This window comes from Priestia megaterium NBRC 15308 = ATCC 14581, assembly GCF_000832985.1.
GTDB lineage: Bacteria > Bacillota > Bacilli > Bacillales > Bacillaceae_H > Priestia > Priestia megaterium.
Genome location: NZ_CP009920.1, coordinates 2,563,609 through 2,588,684, shown reverse-complemented (window position 1 = coordinate 2,588,684; position 25,076 = coordinate 2,563,609). Strand labels below are relative to the sequence as shown.

Sequence of the window (25,076 nt, the reverse complement as noted above, 5' to 3'; positions counted from 1 at the left end):
AGTTTATATAACTCTTCTTTTTTATTGAACCAGATTATCAACTTGCATGTAGTCATTATAATATTCTTCTAACGTAATTCCTTTCTTAGACACCTTAGAGGCGAGTTCTTTTCCGACAAATCGTATATGCCACGGCTCATATTTATAACCTGTAATCTGCTGCTTTCCTTCTGGATAGCGAACAATGTATCCGTATTTATATGAATTTGCTTCAATCCATTTGGCTTCAGGAGTATCTTTAAAACAATCTTGAGCCGCACACTTACCGGTGCTACTTGAGACATCTATACTTAAACCAGTTTGATGTTCACTGCTGCCTGGATGAGCACTGTAATGATTAGCTGCCGCTTCTCCATCTTGTTTTATATACGCTTGATAAAGAGATTCTTGACGGCTTTGAGAACGATAGGCAGAAACACCGGCTAGGTAAATTCCTTCTCGTTCAGCAGCTGAAAACATCCTTTCTAATGCTTTTGCTGCTTCTGTACGCATTTGGCGCTTTTCAATTTTTTCTTTAAATATAAACCGAACGTCTGGGTATACAAGGTCATTGGGTTCATAGTGATCAGGAAGAAGATTTTGCTTGTTTACTAACACACCAATGGATTCTGGGTTCCCTACAATTTCTATACTATTCTGCTTCTGTTTAGAAGAAGATAAAGGATTATGATCAGACGTATTCAAATGATCATCGTGCTGAAATAATCCCTGATGACCTAGATACGAGAATCCTGCGATAACACCCAGCACTATTAGTAAAGGCATTTTTTTATAAAGTTTCATATTTCTATACTCCTGACATCTTTTCAGCTTTTTAGGACACTCAAACATTGTATATAAATCAAGAAATAATTACTAATATAACAAACTAATTCCTATTATAAATTTTAGTATGCCCGGACCTAATTTTTTCAAACGTTCATTTTAAGCATAAAAAAGAGATGTCTCCTAAAAGACATCTCTCTTTACTTCTATTCTATAAGACTAGTATTAGTCGATAACTGTAATTTTAACTGATCTTCTGCCCCAGTCTTGTGCAGCACTATCTGAAGAAACGAATACATCAATTCGATTTCCTTTAATTGCGCCACCTGTATCTGCTGCTACAGCTTGACCATAACCTTCAACGTATACTTTTGAACCTAATGGAATAACGCTAGGATCAACCGCAATTACTCGTTGATTTGGATTTGATTTTAAATTTACTCCAGTAGCTGTTGTACCACTGCATCCAGCACAGTTAGCTGTATAAGCTGTTGCTTCAACAGTCATAGACTTGCCGCTAGCTTGCTGTTGAGACTGCTGTTGTTGCTGTTGAGCTGCTTGTTGCTGTTGCTGTTGCTGAGCTGCTTGTTCTTTTTGTGCTTGCTCTTGTGCTGCTGCTTGAGCTTGCTCTTGTTCTTTTTGTGCTTGCTCTTGCGCTGCCTGTGCTTGTGCTGCTGCTTGAGCTTGCTCTTGTTCTTTTTGTGCTTGCTCTTGTGCTGCCTGTGCTTGTGCTGCTTGAGCTTGCTCTTGTTCTTTTTGTGCTTGCTCTTGTGCTACCTGTGCTTGTGCTGCTTGAGCTTGCTCTTGTTCTTTTTGCGTTTGTTCTTGTGCTGCTTGTTCTTGCTGAGCTTGTGCCGTTTGAGACTGCTGCGCTTGTGCTGCTTGAGCTTGCTCTTGTTCTTTTTGTGCTTGCTCTTGCGCTGCCTGTGCTTGTGCTGCTTGAGCTTGCTCTTGTTCTTTTTGTGCTTGCTCTTGTGCTACCTGTGCTTGTGCTGCTTGAGCTTGCTCTTGTTCTTTTTGCGTTTGTTCTTGTGCTGCTTGTTCTTGCTGAGCTTGTGCCGTTTGAGACTGCTGCGCTTGTGGAGCTGCCTTTGCTACTGGCGCACTAGCTGTTTGAGATTGAGCTGCTTGTGCCGTTTTAATTTTAAATTGTTCTCCAGGGAAAACTAAGTCTGATGTTAAACCGTTCCATTCTTTAATTTCTTCTACTGTTACGCCATAATGTTGACCGATTGACCACAAAGTGTCACCACGTTTTACAGTATGTACGATTTCTTTTATGCTAGATAAGTTTAGTGTCTGATTTGGATAAATTAGTGTTGATGTTAAGTTATTAGCATCTTTTAGCTCGTCTACGCTCACATTATGATTTTGAGCGATTTTCCATAAAGTGTCACCTTTTTGTACTTCATACGTTCCGCTTGTAGAGGCAGATGCTGCACCTACAAATCCTGCTGAAAGAATTGCCGTTGTCCCTAGAGTAAATACAAATTTCTTCATTTTCCGAATACCTCCTTATTTACTCAATGACTGAATGATACCACCTGTTCATTTCACTTCCATTACAGGAATATTTTACTTTTATTACGGATTTAATTAATTTTAAACATTTTCTTGTAATATTTCTGACAATTCATTTTTGAATAATGATTAAATTTCATCAAAATCATGTTAAAATTTGAAGAAAACTCTATAAAAAGTTGGAGTTGTATTCGGTGATAAAAGTAACTTATCAGCAAAAAAACCTTCTAAAAGCTAACTGCTTTTAGAAGGTTTTTTTACTTATATGAAACAGTTAAAGTTGGAGCACATGCAGGATTGTCGCCCCCATAAATTTCAACTACATCACTTAAAAGGTCCGCTGGACCTGAGCTTGACAAGCGAAATTGAGTTTTGCCGGTCCTATTCATATATCCCCAAAGTGAGGAAGGAAGTTGAATAGTTGTATATCCATTATTGAGGGGAGGCACTGACATTTGGAAGCCCGCTGAAATAGATGGTGAAGCCTGATAATCTATTTGTTCTAAAGCACTGCTAGTTCCAAATACACCGCTTTTAATATCGCCTTTCAAAGATGAAATATTACCAGTTGAAGATTTGCGATAAATTTTTAAAGATACATCCGTAATGATTGCATCATCAGGTAAAGAACCCGTGTCAAAAGATAAAATGGTTCGGTATGTGTCGGTATTGTACATTCCTTTATCCCCAATTTTATGAATAGAACTACTCATACCGTCAGCTGATAAGTTTCCGATAAATCCATCTTCAGCAGCAAGTGAAGAAAATACTGAAGATTTCTCTGAAGTTCCAGAAATTTGATAAACTTCCGTCTTTACTTCCTCTTGGTTACCCGCTGCGTCTACACTAAAAAACTTTACTGTTTTGTTAGAGTTGATGGTAATAGGCTCAGAGTACTTTAGAGAATTAACAGTTGGTATGCTTCCATCTAATGTATAGTAAGTGGTGGCAGGTTCATTGGTTGATAATGTAACAGAAACAGAACTTCCATACGTTCCTCCCGCTGGTGAAGCAGCTGTAACCGGTGGGGATATATCTCCTGGATTAGGAGCATCGCCATTTTTCGGATGGCTTTTAAAAAAGTTCCAGCTTAATTTAGTTGCATTTGGTCCTTTAGGATCTGTATAAGAACCGGATGTACTTCCCCCTGACCAAGCATGTCCCATTCCTTCTATCATATACTTTTCCATTACTGTTTTTCCTGCTGTATCTTTGTAAATATATTGCGTATAGCTTCTTCCACCAGATACTGTACCTGTTGCAGTTTGATCTGCCGTATCATCAATATTGTTATTATCCAGCCCATCAGACGCTCTATCATTTGTTTGAGCCCATTGCGATAATATTTGATGCGCATTTATAGGCGCAACAGTGTAGTCAGCTGTCCCATGAAACAAAATAACTGGAACCACTCGTTTATGATCTCCCATGGCTGAATAGGCTAAATCTCCTTGTTGGATAGGATTAGGACCTCCACTGCTCATTGCTGTATAAGCACCTGTCACATTAGTCGCTGCTTTATATTCTAAGCCAGCCCCAACGCTGATAGCCGCAAATATGTCTGGATAAGTAGCTCCCATAATAACACTCATAGCTGCACCAGCAGATAGCCCTCCAACAAAGACTTGGTTGGCATCTATTGAATAACTGCTTTTTATTTGATTGACCATTTCAGCAATTAACGCTGGTTCACCGCTTCCCCTTGATTGATGAGCAGTATCAAACCAGTTCCAACACTTATTTGAATTAGCAGAAGAGGGTTGTTCTGGATAAAGAACAAGAAACTTCTCTGTCTCCGCCAGTTCATTCATTTGTGTTCCTGCTGCAAATTGATCAGGGTCTTGAGTACAGCCATGTAGCATAACTACTAGAGGTAAGGCAGCACCTCCCTGATAACTGCTAGGTACATACAGTTTGTATGTCCTTCCGTTATATGTTTTAGAGGTAAAACTTCCTGCGGCTGAAGAAGATACAGCACCTAAAGATAAAAAAAGTATAAAAGTGATCCCTGCTATAAATAATCGTTTCATCTTCCTGCTTCCTCCTTATATTGATATGGTTATACTTAGCAGCAAACGTACATATCGGTATGGTATGGAAATGAATAAGAGTTATTAGTAAGATGATAGCAAGGTTTTATGTAATAAAATTTATATTAACTGCACGATTTGCCTACGGTTATGAGGACGAATAAAATCATTCATCTCCTAAAAAAGAGAACGCTTACATAAAATTGTAAACGATTGTGCCGATAAATACTATAAAAAAGACATACCTTTTAAAAATAGGCCGGTATGTCTTCTATGGATTGCTTACTTAAGTATTCATATTGTGACTCGCTGCAATTTACCATAGCAATGGATTGAGGATAACGTTGTAAATGAGAAGGGAGCTCCTTAAACCCAAACTGATGATAATATTCAGGAAGAATATCGCTATACAGCATAAAAATAGCGCTGCGCTTCTCTATCTTCATCTTTTTAAAAAAGTCTTCAAGCATATCACGGCCATACCCCATTCGTTGATAAAGCTGGTGTACAACAACGGATCCAATACCATGCAAAGCAAACTTTAATCGAGGAGTTTGTAAAAGAAGCAAAATAAATGAACCAATAATTTGATCCTCTTCATTTACGTATACATATCGAATTCCATATGTTTCTTCTTTTTGATTATCTCTCACATACTCTTTATACGTTCTGCCTTTAGGCCATGCGGCATATCCCATTTGATAGACTTCTGCCAATTCTTCAGACTTTATTTTTCTTAATAACATGAACATCCCCTCTTTATTTATAATCCCATACGTCAGCAGACATTTTTTATAAAGTTAAAAATAGTTCCTGTATGTATATATTATACTTCATCCTACGGAAGCTTTCTTGCTCTGAGTGCTATTAACAGCTAATATGTGAGCTACTTTCTCAAAAAACTAGAAAGATTCCTGATAGTTGTTCCTTACTTATAGCAGTCATATAGGTAAAGATACTCTTTATCATTCCATAAAAACATAGAGATGTAAATGTATTTCCAGCTTCATTTAGCATTCATTACGTATTACTCATCAAAAAAAGCATAGAAACTACGTTCTATGCTTTACAGTGAAAGTAATCATCATTTCTTAAGCTTTTTCGTTCTCTACATACTCCACTAGATGAAAGAAAAAACGATATGTAAGAACAAGAACTTCACCTATCGACATTTTTTCATTAAACTCTTTTATAGCATCTAATTCAATATTCACATCCCATAATCCATCTTTATCATTAAATAAAAGTTGGACGCTTGTCGGACTTTCATTAAATTCTTTAGCAAAAAATTGTTTTAGTAAAGAACCGAATTTTTTTTGCATATGTAGCCCCGTTAATACTTTATATGTGCCAAACACATCATCCACTTCAAAAGAACATCCCTCAAGCTTAATAAATTCGAACCATTTTGATTCTACATATAGAAATTCACTTCTGTGTTCTTTCAAGTAAGAAATGGGCGTATCTAAAAACGAAAGAGGAAATTCTTCTGCGATCAGCTCGTCCGTTTCTTTATCTACTCTTTCGATATAAGAATCTTTAAAACGTAAAGATTCCTCTTTTTCTTCTATCATCAGGTTTTGCGGTACCAACTTTTTTTGCAACGCATATTCCTTTTCTTCCTGGTATAGAGATAAAGATTGACCTTGAACGTTCATTTCTTTTTCAATATAAGTTTGAATATTACTTTGTAACATGAAAAAACCTCCTGATTAATCTGCATCACTATCTTATATCATAACCTAAACAAGTGTTTATAAATATAGCCAAACAAAAAATCCTTAGGCTATGCCTAAGGATAATAATGATATATTCAAGTATGTATAAAAGATAATTTGGTTGCGGGGACAGGATTTGAACCTGCGACCTTCGGGTTATGAGCCCGACGAGCTACCGAACTGCTCCACCCCGCGATAATAAAAATGCCTGGCAACGTCCTACTCTCACAGGGACAAAGTCCCAACTACCATTGGCGCTAAAGAGCTTAACTTCCGTGTTCGGTATGGGAACGGGTGTGACCTCTTCGCTATCGCCACCAGACAAGAGATTGCTCTCTCAAAACTAGATAACAGTTCGCTGAGTAAAGCTTACGCTTTTAAAGTTTGGTTAAGTCCTCGATCGATTAGTATCAGTCAGCTACACATGTCGCCACGCTTCCACCTCTGACCTATCAACCTGATCATCTTTCAGGGATCTTACTAGCTTGCGCTATGGGAAATCTCATCTTGAGGGGGGCTTCATGCTTAGATGCTTTCAGCACTTATCCCGTCCACACATAGCTACCCAGCGATGCCTTTGGCAAGACAACTGGTACACCAGCGGTGTGTCCATCCCGGTCCTCTCGTACTAAGGACAGCTCCTCTCAAATTTCCTACGCCCACGACGGATAGGGACCGAACTGTCTCACGACGTTCTGAACCCAGCTCGCGTACCGCTTTAATGGGCGAACAGCCCAACCCTTGGGACCGACTACAGCCCCAGGATGCGATGAGCCGACATCGAGGTGCCAAACCTCCCCGTCGATGTGGACTCTTGGGGGAGATAAGCCTGTTATCCCCGGGGTAGCTTTTATCCGTTGAGCGATGGCCCTTCCATGCGGAACCACCGGATCACTAAGCCCGACTTTCGTCCCTGCTCGACTTGTAGGTCTCGCAGTCAAGCTCCCTTGTGCCTTTACACTCTACGAATGATTTCCAACCATTCTGAGGGAACCTTTGGGCGCCTCCGTTACATTTTAGGAGGCGACCGCCCCAGTCAAACTGCCCACCTGACACTGTCTCCCGGCCCGATCAGGGCCGCGGGTTAGAATTTCAATACAGCCAGGGTAGTATCCCACCGACGCCTCCACCGAAGCTAGCGCTCCGGCTTCTCAGGCTCCTACCTATCCTGTACAAGCCGTACCAAAATTCAATATCAGGCTACAGTAAAGCTCCACGGGGTCTTTCCGTCCTGTCGCGGGTAACCTGCATCTTCACAGGTACTATAATTTCACCGAGTCTCTCGTTGAGACAGTGCCCAGATCGTTACGCCTTTCGTGCGGGTCGGAACTTACCCGACAAGGAATTTCGCTACCTTAGGACCGTTATAGTTACGGCCGCCGTTTACTGGGGCTTCGATTCAGAGCTTCTCCCGAAGGATAACCCCTCCTCTTAACCTTCCAGCACCGGGCAGGCGTCAGCCCCTATACTTCGCCTTGCGGCTTCGCAGAGACCTGTGTTTTTGCTAAACAGTCGCCTGGGCCTATTCACTGCGGCTCTCTCGGGCTATACACCCTACCAGAGCACCCCTTCTCCCGAAGTTACGGGGTCATTTTGCCGAGTTCCTTAACGAGAGTTCTCTCGATCACCTTAGGATTCTCTCCTCGCCTACCTGTGTCGGTTTGCGGTACGGGCACCTCCCGCCTCGCTAGAGGCTTTCTTGGCAGTGTGGAATCAGGAACTTCGGTACTATAATTCCCTCGTCATCACAGCTCAGCCTTTATGATGAGCGGATTTGCCTACTCATCAGCCTAACTGCTTGAACGCGCATATCCAGCAGCGCGCTTACCCTATCCTACTGCGTCCCCCCATTACTCAAACGGCGGGGAGGTGGTACAGGAATATCAACCTGTTGGCCATCGCCTACGCTTTTCAGCCTCGGCTTAGGTCCCGACTAACCCTGAGCGGACGAGCCTTCCTCAGGAAACCTTAGGCATTCGGTGGACAAGATTCTCACTTGTCTTTCGCTACTCATACCGGCATTCTCACTTCTAAGCGCTCCACCAGTCCTTCCGGTCTGACTTCACAGCACTTAGAACGCTCTCCTACCACTGACATCAAAGATGTCAATCCACAGCTTCGGTGATACGTTTAGCCCCGGTACATTTTCGGCGCAGAGTCACTCGACCAGTGAGCTATTACGCACTCTTTAAATGGTGGCTGCTTCTAAGCCAACATCCTGGTTGTCTAAGCAACTCCACATCCTTTTCCACTTAACGTATACTTGGGGACCTTAGCTGGTGGTCTGGGCTGTTTCCCTTTTGACTACGGATCTTATCACTCGCAGTCTGACTCCCATGGATAAGTCTTTGGCATTCGGAGTTTGACTGAATTCGGTAACCCGTTGGGGGCCCCTAGTCCAATCAGTGCTCTACCTCCAAGACTCTCACAACATGAGGCTAGCCCTAAAGCTATTTCGGAGAGAACCAGCTATCTCCAGGTTCGATTGGAATTTCTCCGCTACCCACACCTCATCCCCGCACTTTTCAACGTGCGTGGGTTCGGGCCTCCATTCAGTGTTACCTGAACTTCACCCTGGACATGGGTAGATCACCTGGTTTCGGGTCTACAACCACATACTAAACGCCCTATTCAGACTCGCTTTCGCTACGGCTCCGCCTTATCAGCTTAACCTTGCATGGGATCGTAACTCGCCGGTTCATTCTACAAAAGGCACGCCATCACCCGTTAACGGGCTCTGACTACTTGTAGGCACACGGTTTCAGGATCTCTTTCACTCCCCTTCCGGGGTGCTTTTCACCTTTCCCTCACGGTACTGGTTCACTATCGGTCACTAGGTAGTATTTAGCCTTGGGAGATGGTCCTCCCAGCTTCCGACGGAATTTCACGTGTTCCGCCGTACTCAGGATCCACTCAAGAGGGAACGAAGTTTCAACTACAGGGTTGTTACCTTCTTCGACGGACCTTTCCAGGTCGCTTCATTTACTTCGTTCCTTTGTAACTCCGTATAGAGTGTCCTACAACCCCAAGAGGCAAGCCTCTTGGTTTGGGCTAATTCCGTTTCGCTCGCCGCTACTCAGGAAATCGCATTTGCTTTCTCTTCCTCCGGGTACTTAGATGTTTCAGTTCCCCGGGTCTGCCTTCAATATCCTATGTATTCAGATAAAGATACTGCTCCATTACGAACAGTGGGTTTCCCCATTCGGAAATCTCCGGATCAAAGCTCACTTACAGCTCCCCGAAGCATATCGGTGTTAGTCCCGTCCTTCATCGGCTCCTAGTGCCAAGGCATTCACCGTGCGCCCTTTCTAACTTAACCATTAGCGAATAAATGGTACAACATACTGTTGTGTTATTTATTGGTTTGATTAAAGAAAAGTTTCACTTTTCCTCAGCAATTACTGTTATCTAGTTTTCAAAGAACAAAACAACTGACTTCAATCACATCATGATAAACATCACTGTGATATCTACGTGCAGTTTTGCGCCGAGTAATCGCAGGCGCAATTATTAATGAGAGATTGAACTCTCAAAACTGAACAAAGTGTCAAAACGTACGTCATGTAAAAATCCTTAGAAAGGAGGTGATCCAGCCGCACCTTCCGATACGGCTACCTTGTTACGACTTCACCCCAATCATCTGTCCCACCTTAGGCGGCTAGCTCCTTACGGTTACTCCACCGACTTCGGGTGTTACAAACTCTCGTGGTGTGACGGGCGGTGTGTACAAGGCCCGGGAACGTATTCACCGCGGCATGCTGATCCGCGATTACTAGCGATTCCAGCTTCATGTAGGCGAGTTGCAGCCTACAATCCGAACTGAGAATGGTTTTATGGGATTGGCTTGACCTCGCGGTCTTGCAGCCCTTTGTACCATCCATTGTAGCACGTGTGTAGCCCAGGTCATAAGGGGCATGATGATTTGACGTCATCCCCACCTTCCTCCGGTTTGTCACCGGCAGTCACCTTAGAGTGCCCAACTAAATGCTGGCAACTAAGATCAAGGGTTGCGCTCGTTGCGGGACTTAACCCAACATCTCACGACACGAGCTGACGACAACCATGCACCACCTGTCACTCTGTCCCCCGAAGGGGAACGCTCTATCTCTAGAGTTGTCAGAGGATGTCAAGACCTGGTAAGGTTCTTCGCGTTGCTTCGAATTAAACCACATGCTCCACCGCTTGTGCGGGCCCCCGTCAATTCCTTTGAGTTTCAGTCTTGCGACCGTACTCCCCAGGCGGAGTGCTTAATGCGTTAGCTGCAGCACTAAAGGGCGGAAACCCTCTAACACTTAGCACTCATCGTTTACGGCGTGGACTACCAGGGTATCTAATCCTGTTTGCTCCCCACGCTTTCGCGCCTCAGCGTCAGTTACAGACCAAAAAGCCGCCTTCGCCACTGGTGTTCCTCCACATCTCTACGCATTTCACCGCTACACGTGGAATTCCGCTTTTCTCTTCTGCACTCAAGTTCCCCAGTTTCCAATGACCCTCCACGGTTGAGCCGTGGGCTTTCACATCAGACTTAAGAAACCGCCTGCGCGCGCTTTACGCCCAATAATTCCGGATAACGCTTGCCACCTACGTATTACCGCGGCTGCTGGCACGTAGTTAGCCGTGGCTTTCTGGTTAGGTACCGTCAAGGTACGAGCAGTTACTCTCGTACTTGTTCTTCCCTAACAACAGAGTTTTACGACCCGAAAGCCTTCATCACTCACGCGGCGTTGCTCCGTCAGACTTTCGTCCATTGCGGAAGATTCCCTACTGCTGCCTCCCGTAGGAGTCTGGGCCGTGTCTCAGTCCCAGTGTGGCCGATCACCCTCTCAGGTCGGCTATGCATCGTTGCCTTGGTGAGCCGTTACCTCACCAACTAGCTAATGCACCGCGGGCCCATCTGTAAGTGATAGCCGAAACCATCTTTCAATCATCTCCCATGAAGGAGAAGATCCTATCCGGTATTAGCTTCGGTTTCCCGAAGTTATCCCAGTCTTACAGGCAGGTTGCCCACGTGTTACTCACCCGTCCGCCGCTAACGTCATAGAAGCAAGCTTCTAATCAGTTCGCTCGACTTGCATGTATTAGGCACGCCGCCAGCGTTCATCCTGAGCCAGGATCAAACTCTCCGAAGAAATGTTTGACTTGCTCAATTAAAAAATAAAATTTAACGTTGACGTTTGTCGCTTTGTTCAGTTTTCAAAGTTCAACCGCCGCTCTTAAGCGACTTTATTATCTTATCAAGTTATCAACGTAATGTCAACAACTTTTTGAAATTCTTTTTTCAGCTTCGCTGTTAAGAGTATGTCTCAACGACGCTTTATAATAATATAATACTTTGCATATAAAGTCAATATGTTTCAAGAAGAAAAATGTTTTTTTCTCTTGTTTAATTTCTTCCCTTACCGAGAAGTAGTTAAACATAAATAAACTAAATTTTCTAATTTTTCATCTGTAACCTATATGTAATCTATATTAAGAAAGAAGCTCTTCACAAAAAGAGCTTCTTTCTTATCTTACTGATTAAGGTAAATAACGACGTGCACCTGCATACTCTTCAATATATCCCTTTGTGTTTAAAGGAATAATCTCTACTGTCCGCTCGGAGTTCGGCGAATGAATCATCATGCCATCTCCAGCATACATCGCTACATGGTGGACGCTTCCTTTTCCTTGGTTATAGGCAAAGAACAATAAGTCTCCAGGTTGAAGGTTATTCATATCTACTGGTTTCCCTGCTCGAGACTGTGGCCCTGAGTCACGTGGAATCGTAATACCATGGGATTGGTACATCGTAAACGTAAATCCAGAGCAGTCAAATCCAAAACCACTCATGCCAGCCCATAAATATGGAAGATTTAAAAATGCCTTTCCACTTTCAACAAGCTCCGTGCCAGTTGGTACAGGAATATCTTTTTGAGACGCGTAGATTTTTCCTGCTTTTGTAGAAATCCATGCTGTCTTTCCATTTGGTTTTAATATTTTATATGCACTCTTTGACTTTGCCAAAAGAGGTAAGCGCGTATTATAGCTAACTTCAATACCTTTCTTTTTCAAAGAAGGCGAATGATATAAATAAGTAGTCGGAGCCGTCACCATTACAAAAGGCTTCTTTGCATACTGTTCGTACCTTTTGCTATAGATTAATTGTTTAGTAGGCATCCATCCGGGATATCCTAATTCATTTCGAGAAGTAGGCTGTCCGTCTACAGCTACTTTGACCCAGTCTCCTTGTTCGTCTAAAACCGTTACTTTGTTTCCATATAACGCTTGTGTCTCAAGCATCCCATCGCTAGATAACTGCTGCTTCTGTTTCAAATTCATCGATGTGGTCCACTTTCTCATATCTACAGGATTAGTAGCTGACGGAGCGTCCACTTCCCGCAAGATGTTTGGTGCTGTCCACAGAGTAGCTGCTGCGACATCTATATAAGCAGTTTCTTTTTCTTCAGAAGCATGAACAGAAGGAACTGCACTGACCCCAAATGTAGCTAAAATAACTGTTGTTGCCGTTAAAAGCCAACGCTTTATATTCATCGTCTCTCTCCTTCTACTATATTACTATCCTTTTATTTTGAGATAGGAACGGTGATTTCTCCTATTCCAGGAAGATCTGATAAGAAAATCTCTTGACCGCTGTACTTTAACACATCCAGTTCAGTTGAAAGCCAAAGAGGAGCATCTAAGTCAAAATACGTGATATTCGGATGAGCGGCTGCCAGATGAGCAGCTGCTCCCACAGAAAGTGATGGTTCCATCATGCTTCCAATCATACATGCAACACCGTTCGCCTCAGCAATACTTGCGATTTTTCTTGCTTCATTAATTCCTCCGCACTTCATTAGCTTAATATTCAAAAGATCCACGTACCGCCCGCTTACAAGCCTTAATGCATCTTTGGAAGAAAATAGACTCTCATCTGCCATAATGGGTACGTTTACTCGTTCAGTCACAAACTTTAACCCTTCCCAATCATGAGCAGGGACAGGTTGTTCTACCAATTCAATACCAAAGTTGAAAGTTTCCATTTTATTAATTAATTGCACTGCTTGTTTTGGAGTCCACCCTTGATTTGCATCCAAACGAAGTTTTACATGATCCGGAATGACAGAGCGAATATGTTTAATACGCTCAAGGTCTAGCTCAGGAATTGAACCTACCTTTACTTTTAAAATGTCAAATCCGTCCGCTGCACTTTTTTGTGCGTCTTCAGCCATTTTCTCAGGTGTATCAACACTTATCGTCATACACGTAGAGATAGGCTGCTTATCGCCCAAGAAAGCATATAAAGGAATATTAAGAAACTTTGTATAGGCATCATGCAAAGCGATATCAGCAGCTGCTTTAGCACTTGAATTGTGAATACAGCAGCTTTGAATTTTTTTTAAGAGTTTTTGAAACTGACGTATATCCTCCCCTATTAGCGCTAGTTTAATAGGTCCTTGAAGTGCAGCTTGAATGCCTTCTAAAGAATCGCCTGTAATAACATATGTTGGCGAAGCCGCTCCTTTTCCTTTTATTCCGTTTTCTAACTGAATCTCTACACTTATGCTGTCTATCTCTGTTGCTGTTCGAAGCGCTGTTTTAAACGGAACGAGCAGTGGAACGGTTTGATGCTTTACAGTTATGTCTTTAATTATCATTTCAATCGCTTCCTTTCGATTCAGCACAAATATTCTTTCATACGTATTTTTGGTTTATTCTTAGATCGCCCCTAAAATTTTGGCGATCATCATACCAAAATAAGTACCTAAGAAGGAACCCATCAGAGCCATAATAACTCCTACCGGAATTAGTGCACGGTTATAGGCAGCTGCAAGCATTGGAGCAGACGCCATTCCACCAATATTAGCTAAACTTGCTACTCCGAGCGTAAATAAATCATATTTAAATAGTTTAGCTAGCAACAGCATGATCACTAAGTGCACGAACATAATAAGAAAACCAGATACTAAGTAAATAGGAGCCTGAGCTAAATTTGAAAAATCTGATTGGGAAGCAATTAACGCTACAACGATGTATAACATAACGTTTGATACATCGAGCGTACCTGGAATTTTTGCCGCTGGGGTTACAGCAAGCACTAGACCAACCACAGAAGCAATCATAATCGTCCAGCTCGTTGCATTAATAACCGCTCCCACTTCAGGCAAACGCCCTCCGATAAACGTAGAAAATGCTGAAACGAACAAACCTAGACCAAGTAAATAAAGAAGATGCTGAAACTGCGGGCCTTCTTTTTCGCTTTCAGAAGTTGCTGCGACTTCATCTATACTATTCTCAATAAAGCTGACGTCTGCTTTTGTCCATTTATTAAATTTAGATGCAAATGGTACAAGCCAAAACATAAACATAACCCATACGGCATAGTTAATCGTATCCATCATAAGAGCGTAGCCAAATATATTTTCTGGAACATCCAAAATCCCTTGGAGAGCAACCATGTTAGCTGATCCTCCGGTCCAACTTCCTGATAAAGCACCAAAAGCTTTCCACGTGTCCTCTACATAGAAATTCTTAAAGGTGGCATAGACGAGGATAAAACCTACCATTATGCTAAAAACCGCAACGATGAATCCTCCCAGCATTCTTGGACCAAGTTTAATTACACTTCGAACATCACACTTTAACAGCATAAGCATCAGCATGGCCGGAAGCAGTGCATTTTTAACGCCCGTATACATGGCGACATTTGATTCGCTATCCCCAAATACCCCTGCCGTTTGCATAAGAGCAGCTCCTATATAAATAAGTACAATACCCGGGATAAATTTAAAAAATCGATTGGCTTTAAATCTTTTTTCAATCCCTACCATGAGCGCAGCAAAGGCAGTTAACACACTCACATACATAAATCCATCTTGAATCATTTATTCTTCCCCCTTCATCTCCACGAAAATATTTTTATACAAAACAAAATCCAGCCCAACGTTTGAAAACGTCAGGCTGGATTTCGTCTAGGTCTATGTAGACAAAGCAGCTGTTATTTGCTGATATTTTTTCTGTGCATCATGAAACGCTACCACCAGCGCTTTTTGGGAAGACCCGAAGTAGCGGCTGTTAATGTCGTCTGTAAGGGTGAGATCACTTATATGACGTCCAATAAAAATTGATTGAACAAATCGAACGGTCAACTCAATCGTCGCTGAGCATTCCACATCAATAATTTTTCCATTTGTTTTATCAACTACCAGTCCTAAAAAATACTGATTGAACTTTTTAGTAATCGGATTGCTTTGAGGAGCTTTGGCATCTCCAATAATATAGATAGTATCTTGATCATACATGATTTTTTATTCCTCCTAAAAGAGATAACAGACGATGCTAGGGACCGGCAAATGAACGTTTGCGGAGCTACGCAACATGTATTCGCTTTCATAAGGAACATTATAATCTATTCTCAATATATCATCTATAAAACAATTTCACAACATAACTTTTATACTATTCAGAATAAAATAATATTTTTTCAAAAAAAAGAGATTGAGACATAACAAACTTAATCCAACCTAAAGACGAACAAATGGGAGGCATGAGCCGAACCGCTTGTTACACCGCAGTTGATTTCCATGCAAGACTTCGCTTTCCGCGGGCGGTGGCTGAGCCTCCTCGTTGCTTGCGCTTTTTCCGCAGGAGTCTTCGCCTTGCCCTCCAATCAACTGCTAGAAGGACCGAAACAGATGAAACTCACGTTCACCACAACAAAAAAACGAACCACTAATCAAACATGTTGATCAAGGGTTCGTTTTTCACTGTGGATCAAGTACTTTTGTCACAGCTTCTTTCTACGTCATCCTTTGAACATGGTAGAGGAAAAACGGTTAGGGTAATCTGTCATCACGACTTTTACTGAAACCTGCTGGAGCTTTAAAAAATTATCCATTTCATTAATCGTATATACCCGCAAGTCTAATCCTTCTTGCTTTGCTTTTTTCCCATACGCAGAAAGAGCAAACGACATATCACAGTGTAGGTGCGCTCCTATCGATTTTGCTTTTCCAATCGTATCTTCGCTCACCCCTTCAAATAAAAAACCTGTTGGTATATATGAATGGAGAGATCTCACTTTAGCCAAACTATCATAGTTAAAAGATGACAAAATAACCTGATCTTCTAAATCAAACTCATCGATTAGACGAAGAACTTTTTCTTCAAGTTTTGGATAGTAAATTCGGTCATTTTTTAATTCAATATTCACCGTTAATTTTGTCTTTTTGTCCATCATCCACTCAAACACTTCTACTAATGTCGGAATCCATTGTTTAGAAAAACGAGAGTCATACCAACTGCCAGCATCGAATAAACGCAGCTGTTTGTATGAAAATTCTTGAACATACCCCATTCCATTCGTCGTTCTGTCAATTCGTTCATCGTGAATAACTACTATTTCCCCGTCTTTTGTTAATTGTACATCTAATTCAATACCTGCAACTTGCATTTTCCTAGCTTCTTCAAATGCAATCATTGTATTTTCAGGATATCGTCCGCTAAAGCCGCGATGCGCATAAAGATCAATTGAACTATTCATTGTCCTCTATCTCTCCTAACTAGTCATTCACTAAGTAAAAAGCTCGTCCTCAAAATAACTTGAAAGACGAGCTTCGTAATCATACGTTATTTTTGATTGGCTACTTCTAATGCTCTATTTGTTTCTTTTGCTGCTTGATCAAGCGCTTTTTTTGGCTTTACTCCTTGATATAGGCTTTCCATCCCTGTTACTACTTTTTGACGCGATTCAGGAAACACAGAAATTAAAGCACCTTGTGTAGCTGGAGTAGGCTTTGTTTCACGAAGCTGATCAACCGTTACTTTTAACTGCGGATATTTCTCCCACTCTTTTTTCACAATATCTTGTTCATACGCTTTTGGGTTAACTGCAAAGTATCCACTTTCTACGTGCCATTTTGCTTGAACTTCTGGTGTTGCTAAATATTTCATGAAGTCCCAGGCTGCTTTTGATGTTTCATCACTGATTCCTTTAGACATCCATAAAGATGCTCCGCCAATAGCTACTCCTTGGCGATCCTCTTCTTTTGGGACAGGAATATAAGATACGCCTACATCAAATGGAGCATTGTCTACTAGTGTTTTAATACCTGCTGATGAGTCCAGGAACATTGCAATTTTTTTAGATTGAAATGCTGCGCGCATATCATCCCAGTTTTGTCCTACATTGTAGAATGTACCTTCTTTATACATATCATTGATTAAATTAAATGCGTTTTGTCCTTCTTTTCCATTAAATCCTGCCTTCTCAGCATCACCTTTACGGCCGTTTTCGTGATCTACATACAAGCCGCCCTGAGAAGCAACTAGCTCTTCAAAGAACCATCCGTAATTTAGAATTGAAAAACCGTATTGCGATGTTTTATTTCCTTGTTTTTCTGTTAATTTCTTTGCAGCCGCCTTTAATTCATCATACGTTTTTGGAGGATTTTCAGGATCTAACCCTGCTTTTTTAAAGGCATCTTTATTATAAACAAGAACAGGTGTTGAAGAGTTGAACGGCATTGAGTATTGCTTTCCATCTACTTGGTAATAGCTTGAAATGTTTTTCTCCCACTGTGAAGTATCATAGTGGTCTTGATCGATAAACTTTTGAACAGGCTGAATCTTACCGCTGTCTATCATGAATTTTGTTCCCACTTCGAACGTTTGCATAATAGCCGGTGCATCCTTTGTTCCTGCTACTGTGTTAAATTTTGTTTGTGCTTCTTCATACGTTCCTTGGAAAACAGGCTTTACTTCGACTTTGTCCTGAGATTTGTTGTACTCATCGACAATTTTATTGAGTGATTTTTCAAGGTCACCGCTCATAGCGTGCCAAAATACGACTTCTGTTTTACCTGATGCTGTTTTTTTTGTTTCTTGCGCTTCCGAAGAACCAGTTGAATTTGAGCAAGCACCTAGAATAACTAGCAAGCATGCCGTTACGATAGCCAATATCTTTTTCATCACATTCACTCTCCTATTTAATTGCACCTTGGGTTAATCCTTTTTGAAGACGTTTTTGACCTAGGAATAATAGTAATAATGTCGGTAAGATTACAACAATGACAGCGGCCATAACCACTCCCCAATCAGTTGAAATCTCCTGTGTTTGCATTTGCTTTAAACCAATCTGAACGGTACGAACATCCTCTGTATTTGTCACTAATAGTGGCCATAAATACATATTCCATGTTGTTAAAAAGCTATATACACCAAGCGTAACTAGACTTGTTTTAGACACAGGGAGCACGACGTTCCAAAAGAAACGAAAGCGGCTGATCCCTGCAACTTGAGAAGCTTCATATAACTCATTCGGAATGGTTTTAAACTGCTGACGCAACAAAAATGTCCCAAACGCTAAAGCAAAAAAAGGAATCGTTAATCCTAAATAATTGTTAATCCATCCTAGCTTTTGTGCTGTTAAAAAGTTAGGAACCATCGTTGCTTCCCATGGAATCATCATCGTAGAAATAAAGAGAAAGAAAATAGCATCTCTTCCTTTAAATTTAATAAATACAAATGCAAAAGCTGCCAAACTTGAAACTAACAGCTGCCCGGCCATGACAAAGATAGACCCAGCAAAACTGTTAATTAAATAATGAAGCAGCGGAACTTTTTCAAAAGCGTCCCGATAGTTTTCAAATGAAAAAGATGACGGCCAAATCTTCCCTTCTAACACTTCCGCTCCACTCATAAAACTAATGGAAAAAGCGTATAGGATAGGAAACATCAATACTAAAGTAGCTGCAATGAGTAACAAATAAGTTGTCCATTTTCTCGTAATGCTCATTGATAATGTACCTTCCTTTCTCCAAGCTTGAATTGAAGAGCGGTAACCAGTAGAATACAGAAAAATAATATTGTAGCTTGAGCACTTGCAGAGCCAACATTGTAGTTTACAAATGCATCTTTGTAGATTGAATAAACAATGACATTTGTGGAATCTGTAGGTCCGCCTTTTGTTAAAATGTCAATTTGTCCAAACGTTTGAAACGCGTTAATAAAGGAAACCGTAATAATAAAAAACAGCGTTGGCGAAAGCATAGGAAGCGTAATTTTACGGAGCTGATACCAATAGCTAACTCCAGCAATACGCGCGTTTTCATACAGCTTTTCATCAATATTTTGCAACCCGCCAAGTAAAATTAAAAAGGTAAACCCAATGTTCATCCAAATCGTCGAGATAGACACAGCAACCAATGCATACTTAGGATCTAATAACCACTGCACGTCGTGAATCCCTACAAGGTTTAATACTTTATTGATAACCCCGATTGTCGGATTATACATAAACATCCAAATCACAGAAGAAGCCGCTACGCTCATTCCCATCGTAGATGAAAACATTGTTCTGAAAAAACCAATTCCTTTTAGCTTTTCATTTGCGATTAGCGCTAGGAATAAGGCAATAACTAAGCCAATAGGTACTGTGTAGAGTACAAATAGAAAAGTAGCTTTCATACTTTGTAAGAAATTAGGATCTGTAAATAGATATAAGAAATTTTGCAGTCCTACAAAATTCAAGGGATTTCCCTGTGTGTCCGTAATAAAAAGACTTAAATATAATGTCTTAATCATTGGGTAGAAAAGAAATACACTAAATAACAGTAATGATGGCAGTAAATAAGCTAGTCCAACAATGATAGTAGGCATTGATTTTTTTTCTTTTGGGTTTGCTAAAACAGAAACAGGTGAGTTTGCTGTTTTGGTAACAGCACTCATACTAATGCCCCCTTTACAGTTAAATCTTCTGCTGATGGTTCGTAGTGCAAGCATGATCCTGTATCGCCATCAAATAAAAACAGGTGTTTTGGATCGATAAAAATAGGAACTCGCTCCCCCACCTTTATAGTCCATTGACCGTTCCACTTAGCCATCCACTGCTTGTCACCCATATGAAATGTAAGCAGTGTTTCCGTGCCTAGAATTTCTACATTATCTACTTCCACAATAAAACTCGTATTATCGTTTGTGGCAAGCTGTATATGCTCAGGTCTCACTCCAACCACAACTTCTTTTTTACCGTTAAGGTTACTGTGTGGTGTACTCATAGAAATAGCTCTTCTATCTTCAAAAACTAGTAAGTTATTTTCTATAGAAACGTTTGATAAATTCATAGGGGGAGAACCTATAAAAGATGCTACAAACGTGTTCTTTGGTGCATTGTAAATATCAAGCGGACGTCCAACTTGTTGAATATTTCCTCCATTTAAAATCATCATTCGATCCGCCATCGTCATCGCCTCTGTTTGATCGTGCGTGACATAAATCATCGTAATACCTAACTTACGCTGAATCTGGCGAATTTCTGACCTCATTTTCGCGCGCAGCTTCGCATCTAAATTTGATAACGGCTCATCCATCAAGCAAATAGGCGAATGAGTAACAATAGCACGTGCAAGCGCTACACGCTGACGCTGTCCTCCCGAAAGCTGTCTAGGCTTTCTCTTTAGATATTCACTTAAACCAAGCATCTCTGCTGCTTCCCTGCAGCGCTTTTGCTGTTCTTGCTTTGAAATTTTCTTTGTATGCAGGCCAAAAAGAATATTTTGTTCCACTGTCAAATGCGGATATAAGGCATAGTTTTGAAACACCATTGACAAATCGCGCTGACTTGGAAGCAGTTTATTTGCTTTTACATCTCCAATTAGTAGCTCTCCCTGCGTGACTTCTTCTAATCCGGCAATCATTCTCAGCATTGTACTTTTCCCACATCCGGAAGGACCTACTAGTACGAAAAACTCTCCCGGTTCAATTGTGACGTTAATATCTTGAATAACATTTGTTTTTTGATCGTATGACTTCCCAATGTTAACTAGCTCTACTTTTTTCATTAAAAACGCTCCTTTCTCTATCATTCATATTTTTTCCACAACCATGATTTCCCTGTAGAAACTGCCGTAGCTCCCGCTTTTAAAGCAGCTTGGATATGGCTTTCATTTTGAATGAGTCCACCTGTAATAATAGGGATACTTGTTTTTTTAACGACTTTCTCTATCATCTCCGGAATTAATCCTGGCATTAGTTCTAATGCATCCGGTTTAATATCTTGAACGGTTTTCAACCCTTGTGCTACCGCGTCTGTATCCACTAGAAACAGCCGCTGAATAGCAACCAGTCCTTCTTGCTTTGCGTAATTAATGAGTGAACTTTTAGTGGTTACGATACCTGTAGGTTTTACAAACTTAGCAAGGAATTTAAGCCCTTCTCGGTCATAGCTAATCCCTGGAATTTTTTCAACGTGTAAAAAAACCGTTCGATTATGCTGTTTGAGTAAATCTACATAGTGTTTAATCACACTAATATTGCCCGTTAATAAAAAGGCGGCCTGGATCTCTGTTTCTAAAAATTGTTCTAAATTTTTCGGGCTTTTAATGGATGCAATCAAACGGTCTTGCCCAAGCTGTTGTAAGAAATCTGCTTCCTTATTCAAAACGATGCCTTCCTTTCATTCACAAAAAACCACAAAAAACGCATAGGGTATTGATATAGACCTATTGTTTTTTGTGGTTTCTCAATTTCATAACCTTAGTAACTATTCACTTATCGTTCACATGTTTTATAATAATGGTTATTTATGAAGGAAATATAAAGAAGCTGTTGAGTTTTGTAAAAAAACCGTATAGTTCCTGTAAATCGCCTAAAAATCAAAAAGCCGTTGATTTCTCAACGGCTTTACAGTGCACATTCTTCAATTTCAAATCCTAAATCTTCAATCAGACCCCAGTCAGCTGTAGGTTCTTGACCTTGAGTCGTTAAATAGTCACCTACAAAAATTGAGTTTGCAGCAAACAAACCAAGCGGCTGAAGTGATCTGAGATTGACTTCTCTGCCTCCTGAAATTCGAATTTCTTTCGTTGGATTTACAAAACGCATCATCGCTAACAGCTTTAAGCATTGCATTGGCTTTAACGTCTTTTTGTCTTCTAGAGGCGTTCCTGGAACGGCAACAAGAAAGTTGCATGGAATAGAATCTGCATCTAACTTTTTAATTTGAAAAGCTAATTCCACGGCTTGTTCATTTGTCTCGCCCATTCCAAAAATCGCACCGGAACAAGGTGACAAACCTGCTTTTTTAGATGTAGTAACCGTATCAACTCGATCTTCATAGCCATGCGTAGAACAAATATTGTCATAGTTATCAGCGTGAGTATTTAAATTATGATTATAGCGATGAACACCCGCCTCGACTAGTTCGTGTGCTTGATCATCTGTTAAAAATCCTAGACAAGCACAGATTTTTAAGTCTGTCTTTTGACGGATCTCTTTTACCGCTCCCACTACGTGCGCTACTTCTTTATCCGTAGGGCGGCGGCCTGATGCCACGATACAATATGTACCTGCTTTTCTTTTTTGAGCTTCAAAAGCACCTTCTATAATTTTCTCTTTTGTTAACCACGCATACTTATCAATCGGCGCTTCTGATACGATCGACTGCGAACAATATCCACAGTCTTCTGGGCATAAACCCGATTTAGTATTAATAATCATATTAAGCTTTACTTTTTTTCCATAATGATGATGACGAATTAAGTACGCGGCATTCATGACCTCTAACACTTCTTCATCCGGTACATAAAGAAGTTGAAGCGCTTCATTATATGTAATTTCTTTCCCTTTAATAATAGACTGAGCAAGTGCTTTCCAATTTCTTAAACTTGTGGTTTCCATCGATTCCCCTCCACTTTAGTAAACTAAAAAAATATAAAGTTAACAATTATAACTAAAAGTTACCATTACTTCTCCTTTTATGTCAACACTGTATAAATAATAGTTAACTAAAAAAGCCGCTTCTATGATATAGAAGTGGCTTTTTGCTTATTGTGCTTGCAGTGTGTAAATAACCGATACAAAGTCTCCAGATTTTTCAGCGTATGCTTCAACACCCGGATACTCATGAGTTAGAGCAATACCTGCGTACATGAGCTCATCTCCATAAGCTGTTTGATCTGTTTCCATCACTGTATATTCATAATCAGGATGAAGCCCTTTTAGCTCAATGTGTTCGTAAGAAGGATTTGGTCTAGACAATACTTGATAATAACCGATGATTGCCTGTTTTTGATCGGATGAAACAACCATCCAGCTCGTCACATTTCCATCTTGTTCAAACGGACTTTTTAAACGATAGAATATGCCATTTTGAATAAGGGATCGGTGTTTTTTATAATACTGAATTTGTTGTTTTACAGTTTCTTTTTCATCTTCTGTCATCAGCGTAACATCTAACTCATAACCAAATGCGCCAAAATACGCAACGTCTCCTCTTGTTTCTAGACTTGTTACTCTGCGTACTTGATGATTTGGTACGGCCGATACGTGTGCTCCCATTGAACTGATTGGATAGGCAAAAGACGTGCCGTACTGAATTTTTAGACGTTCAATCGCGTCCGTGTTATCACTCGTCCAAGCTTGAGGAGCATAATAAAGCATTCCCGGATCAAATCTAGCGCCCCCGCTTGCACATGATTCAAATAAAATATCCGGAAACTTCCTTGTTAGTCGCTCATACAAGTCATACACACCTAAAATATAGCGATGTACTACTTCAAACTGACGGTTCGCGGGCAGCCCTACAGATCCAATCTCCGTTATATTTCGATTCATATCCCATTTTATATAAGAGATAGGCGCTTCACTTAAAATAGCTTCCATTCGTTCATAGATATAATTCACTACTTCTTCTCTTGAAAAATCAAGCACGTATTGATTTCGTCCATGAGACTGATGACGATTTGGCACATGAATCAACCAATCTGGATGCTTTTCATACAAGTTGCTTTGCTTTGAAATCATTTCAGGTTCAAACCATAACCCAAAGTCCATACCTAAATCCGTTACTTTTTGAGCCAATGACTTCATACCGCCCGGAAGCTTATTTTCATCTACAAACCAATCTCCAAGAGAAGTTGTATCATCGTTACGTTTACCGAACCAGCCGTCATCCAATACAAAAAGTTCAACGCCTAGCTTTTGCGCTTCTTTGGCAATATGTACAATTTTCTCTTCGTTAAAATCAAAATACGTCGCTTCCCAGTTATTGATTAAAACTGGTCGCTCCAAATCCCGCCATTTTCCTCTAGCAAGACGCTTGCGATAAAGCTCATGATACTCTTGGCTAAGGCCGTTTAGCCCGCTATTTGAATAAGCCAGTACTAGTTCTGGTGATTGAAAAGTTTGTCCCCTTTCTAGTCGCCACTGAAAATCAAAAGGATGAATGCCGATCGTTATTCTTGATACATCATAATGATCTACTTCCACTTGTCCAAGAAAGTTTCCGCTGTATACAAGACTAAAACCATACGCTTCTCCACTGTGTTCAGTTGCAGCTGGATTCTTTAAAATTAAAAATGGGTTTTGCTGACTGCTGCTTGTACCTCTCGCACTAGAAATACTTTGAATACCTGGCTGAAGCATTCGTGTTTTCACGTGTCTTTCTCGAATCCACGCACCGGAAAGCTGAACCATCTCATAATTTGATGTAGGCAAATCAATGCTGCCGCTCATGATACGCAAAATATCGACTGGTTCTTCTCCTCTATGCTCAAATCGTGCGTGACGCGTAATAATATTTCGGTCTTCGTAAACGGTATACGTTAAAATAAGTGATGCATTGAGCAATTTATCAATCAGTTCAACTTCTACACTCGTGGCTTCACTCTCTTCTTCTACATATGTAGCAGGTAAGCCGTTTAATGGCTTCTTGCCTTTGTAAATTTTATGGTTATCGTATTCAAAATTTGTGATTCGGCTTCCGTTTTGTTGAAGAAGTTGATAGGCTGGCTCTCTGAAATCTGTTGTTCCATAAGAAGGATACTCTTGTTTGATTGTTTCAAGAGAAAATGCTAGTTCTCCTTCATATACCGAAGCGCTAGCTCCTCTTGTTTCTACACGCAAAAAATGCTGAAAAGATGAACGGTGCTTAAGCTTTTTTCCATAGTACAAGTGACCAAGCTGCCCGTTTCTCAACACTGAAAAGATATAACTTACATCGCGTCCCTGCAGGTGAAATTCCTTTGTACGTTCATTAAATAAGATTCCCACTTTATCCCTCTCC

Annotated in this window: 17 protein-coding genes, 1 tRNA gene and 3 rRNA genes; all 21 read right to left on the bottom strand. The window is 40.8% G+C overall.

The window, feature by feature from the left end:
* Positions 1-21: 21 nt before the first annotated feature.
* Positions 22-783 (bottom strand): M15 family metallopeptidase, encoded by a 762-nt coding sequence (locus BG04_RS13905; RefSeq protein ID WP_034654636.1) that lies wholly within the window; start codon positions 781-783, stop codon positions 22-24.
* 207 nt (positions 784-990) lie between these two features.
* Positions 991-2,265: a LysM peptidoglycan-binding and 3D domain-containing protein gene (locus BG04_RS31760; protein WP_034654639.1), complete on the bottom strand. Its 1,275-nt coding sequence runs from the start codon at positions 2,263-2,265 to the stop codon at positions 991-993.
* A gap of 278 nt (positions 2,266-2,543) precedes the next feature.
* Positions 2,544-4,316 carry an extracellular catalytic domain type 1 short-chain-length polyhydroxyalkanoate depolymerase gene (locus tag BG04_RS13895; RefSeq protein ID WP_034654641.1) on the bottom strand — a complete coding sequence of 591 codons (1,773 nt, stop codon included), beginning with the start codon at positions 4,314-4,316 and terminating at the stop codon, positions 2,544-2,546.
* Positions 4,317-4,564: 248 nt separating this feature from the next.
* The gene (locus BG04_RS13890; RefSeq protein WP_013081583.1) at positions 4,565-5,062 is read right to left on the bottom strand and encodes a GNAT family N-acetyltransferase; all 498 of its coding nucleotides are present in this window, start codon (positions 5,060-5,062) and stop codon (positions 4,565-4,567) included.
* Between the two features lie 345 nt (positions 5,063-5,407).
* Positions 5,408-6,013, bottom strand: a complete 606-nt coding sequence (locus BG04_RS13885; protein ID WP_034654643.1) for a hypothetical protein — start codon at positions 6,011-6,013, stop codon at positions 5,408-5,410.
* A 139-nt stretch (positions 6,014-6,152) separates the two neighbouring features.
* Positions 6,153-6,229 (bottom strand) — tRNA-Met (locus BG04_RS13880).
* 11 nt (positions 6,230-6,240) lie between these two features.
* A 5S ribosomal RNA gene (gene rrf / locus BG04_RS13875) occupies positions 6,241-6,356 on the bottom strand.
* Positions 6,357-6,418: 62 nt separating this feature from the next.
* A 23S ribosomal RNA gene (locus BG04_RS13870) occupies positions 6,419-9,353 on the bottom strand.
* A gap of 258 nt (positions 9,354-9,611) precedes the next feature.
* A 16S ribosomal RNA gene (locus BG04_RS13865) occupies positions 9,612-11,163 on the bottom strand.
* The 16S, 23S and 5S rRNA genes sit together here with 1 tRNA gene alongside, the layout of an rRNA operon.
* 388 nt (positions 11,164-11,551) lie before the next feature.
* Positions 11,552-12,565 carry a C40 family peptidase gene (locus BG04_RS13860; protein ID WP_034654670.1) on the bottom strand — a complete coding sequence of 338 codons (1,014 nt, stop codon included), beginning with the start codon at positions 12,563-12,565 and terminating at the stop codon, positions 11,552-11,554.
* A 32-nt stretch (positions 12,566-12,597) separates the two neighbouring features.
* Positions 12,598-13,671, bottom strand: a complete 1,074-nt coding sequence (locus BG04_RS13855; RefSeq protein ID WP_034654668.1) for a dipeptide epimerase — start codon at positions 13,669-13,671, stop codon at positions 12,598-12,600.
* Positions 13,672-13,731: 60 nt separating this feature from the next.
* A complete protein-coding gene (locus BG04_RS13850; protein WP_034654667.1) occupies positions 13,732-14,898 on the bottom strand; it encodes a DUF819 family protein in 1,167 nt (388 codons plus the stop codon).
* A 93-nt stretch (positions 14,899-14,991) separates the two neighbouring features.
* On the bottom strand, positions 14,992-15,315 hold the full coding sequence (locus tag BG04_RS13845) for a DUF3870 domain-containing protein (protein ID WP_013081578.1): 324 nt from the start codon (positions 15,313-15,315) through the stop codon (positions 14,992-14,994).
* 503 nt (positions 15,316-15,818) lie between these two features.
* Positions 15,819-16,556 (bottom strand): glycerophosphodiester phosphodiesterase, encoded by a 738-nt coding sequence (locus BG04_RS13835; protein ID WP_034654665.1) that lies wholly within the window; start codon positions 16,554-16,556, stop codon positions 15,819-15,821.
* Between the two features lie 86 nt (positions 16,557-16,642).
* A complete protein-coding gene (locus BG04_RS13830; protein WP_034657148.1) occupies positions 16,643-17,983 on the bottom strand; it encodes an ABC transporter substrate-binding protein in 1,341 nt (446 codons plus the stop codon).
* Positions 17,984-17,996: 13 nt separating this feature from the next.
* Entirely contained in the window at positions 17,997-18,809 is an 813-nt protein-coding gene (locus BG04_RS13825; protein WP_034654663.1) for a carbohydrate ABC transporter permease, read from the bottom strand.
* Positions 18,806-19,741, bottom strand: coding sequence for a carbohydrate ABC transporter permease (locus BG04_RS13820; RefSeq protein WP_016762892.1), 936 nt, complete (start codon positions 19,739-19,741; stop codon positions 18,806-18,808). The genes BG04_RS13825 and BG04_RS13820 overlap by 4 nt, the downstream gene beginning before the upstream one ends.
* Positions 19,738-20,853, bottom strand: a complete 1,116-nt coding sequence (locus BG04_RS13815) for an ABC transporter ATP-binding protein (RefSeq protein ID WP_034654661.1) — start codon at positions 20,851-20,853, stop codon at positions 19,738-19,740. The genes BG04_RS13820 and BG04_RS13815 overlap by 4 nt, the downstream gene beginning before the upstream one ends.
* A gap of 20 nt (positions 20,854-20,873) precedes the next feature.
* Positions 20,874-21,452: a glycerol-3-phosphate responsive antiterminator gene (locus BG04_RS13810; RefSeq protein WP_016762890.1), complete on the bottom strand. Its 579-nt coding sequence runs from the start codon at positions 21,450-21,452 to the stop codon at positions 20,874-20,876.
* A gap of 242 nt (positions 21,453-21,694) precedes the next feature.
* Positions 21,695-22,690 (bottom strand): biotin synthase BioB, encoded by a 996-nt coding sequence (gene bioB, locus BG04_RS13805; RefSeq protein WP_034654659.1) that lies wholly within the window; start codon positions 22,688-22,690, stop codon positions 21,695-21,697.
* A gap of 147 nt (positions 22,691-22,837) precedes the next feature.
* Positions 22,838-25,063, bottom strand: a complete 2,226-nt coding sequence (locus BG04_RS13800; RefSeq protein WP_034654657.1) for an alpha-galactosidase — start codon at positions 25,061-25,063, stop codon at positions 22,838-22,840.
* Positions 25,064-25,076 lie beyond the last annotated feature (13 nt).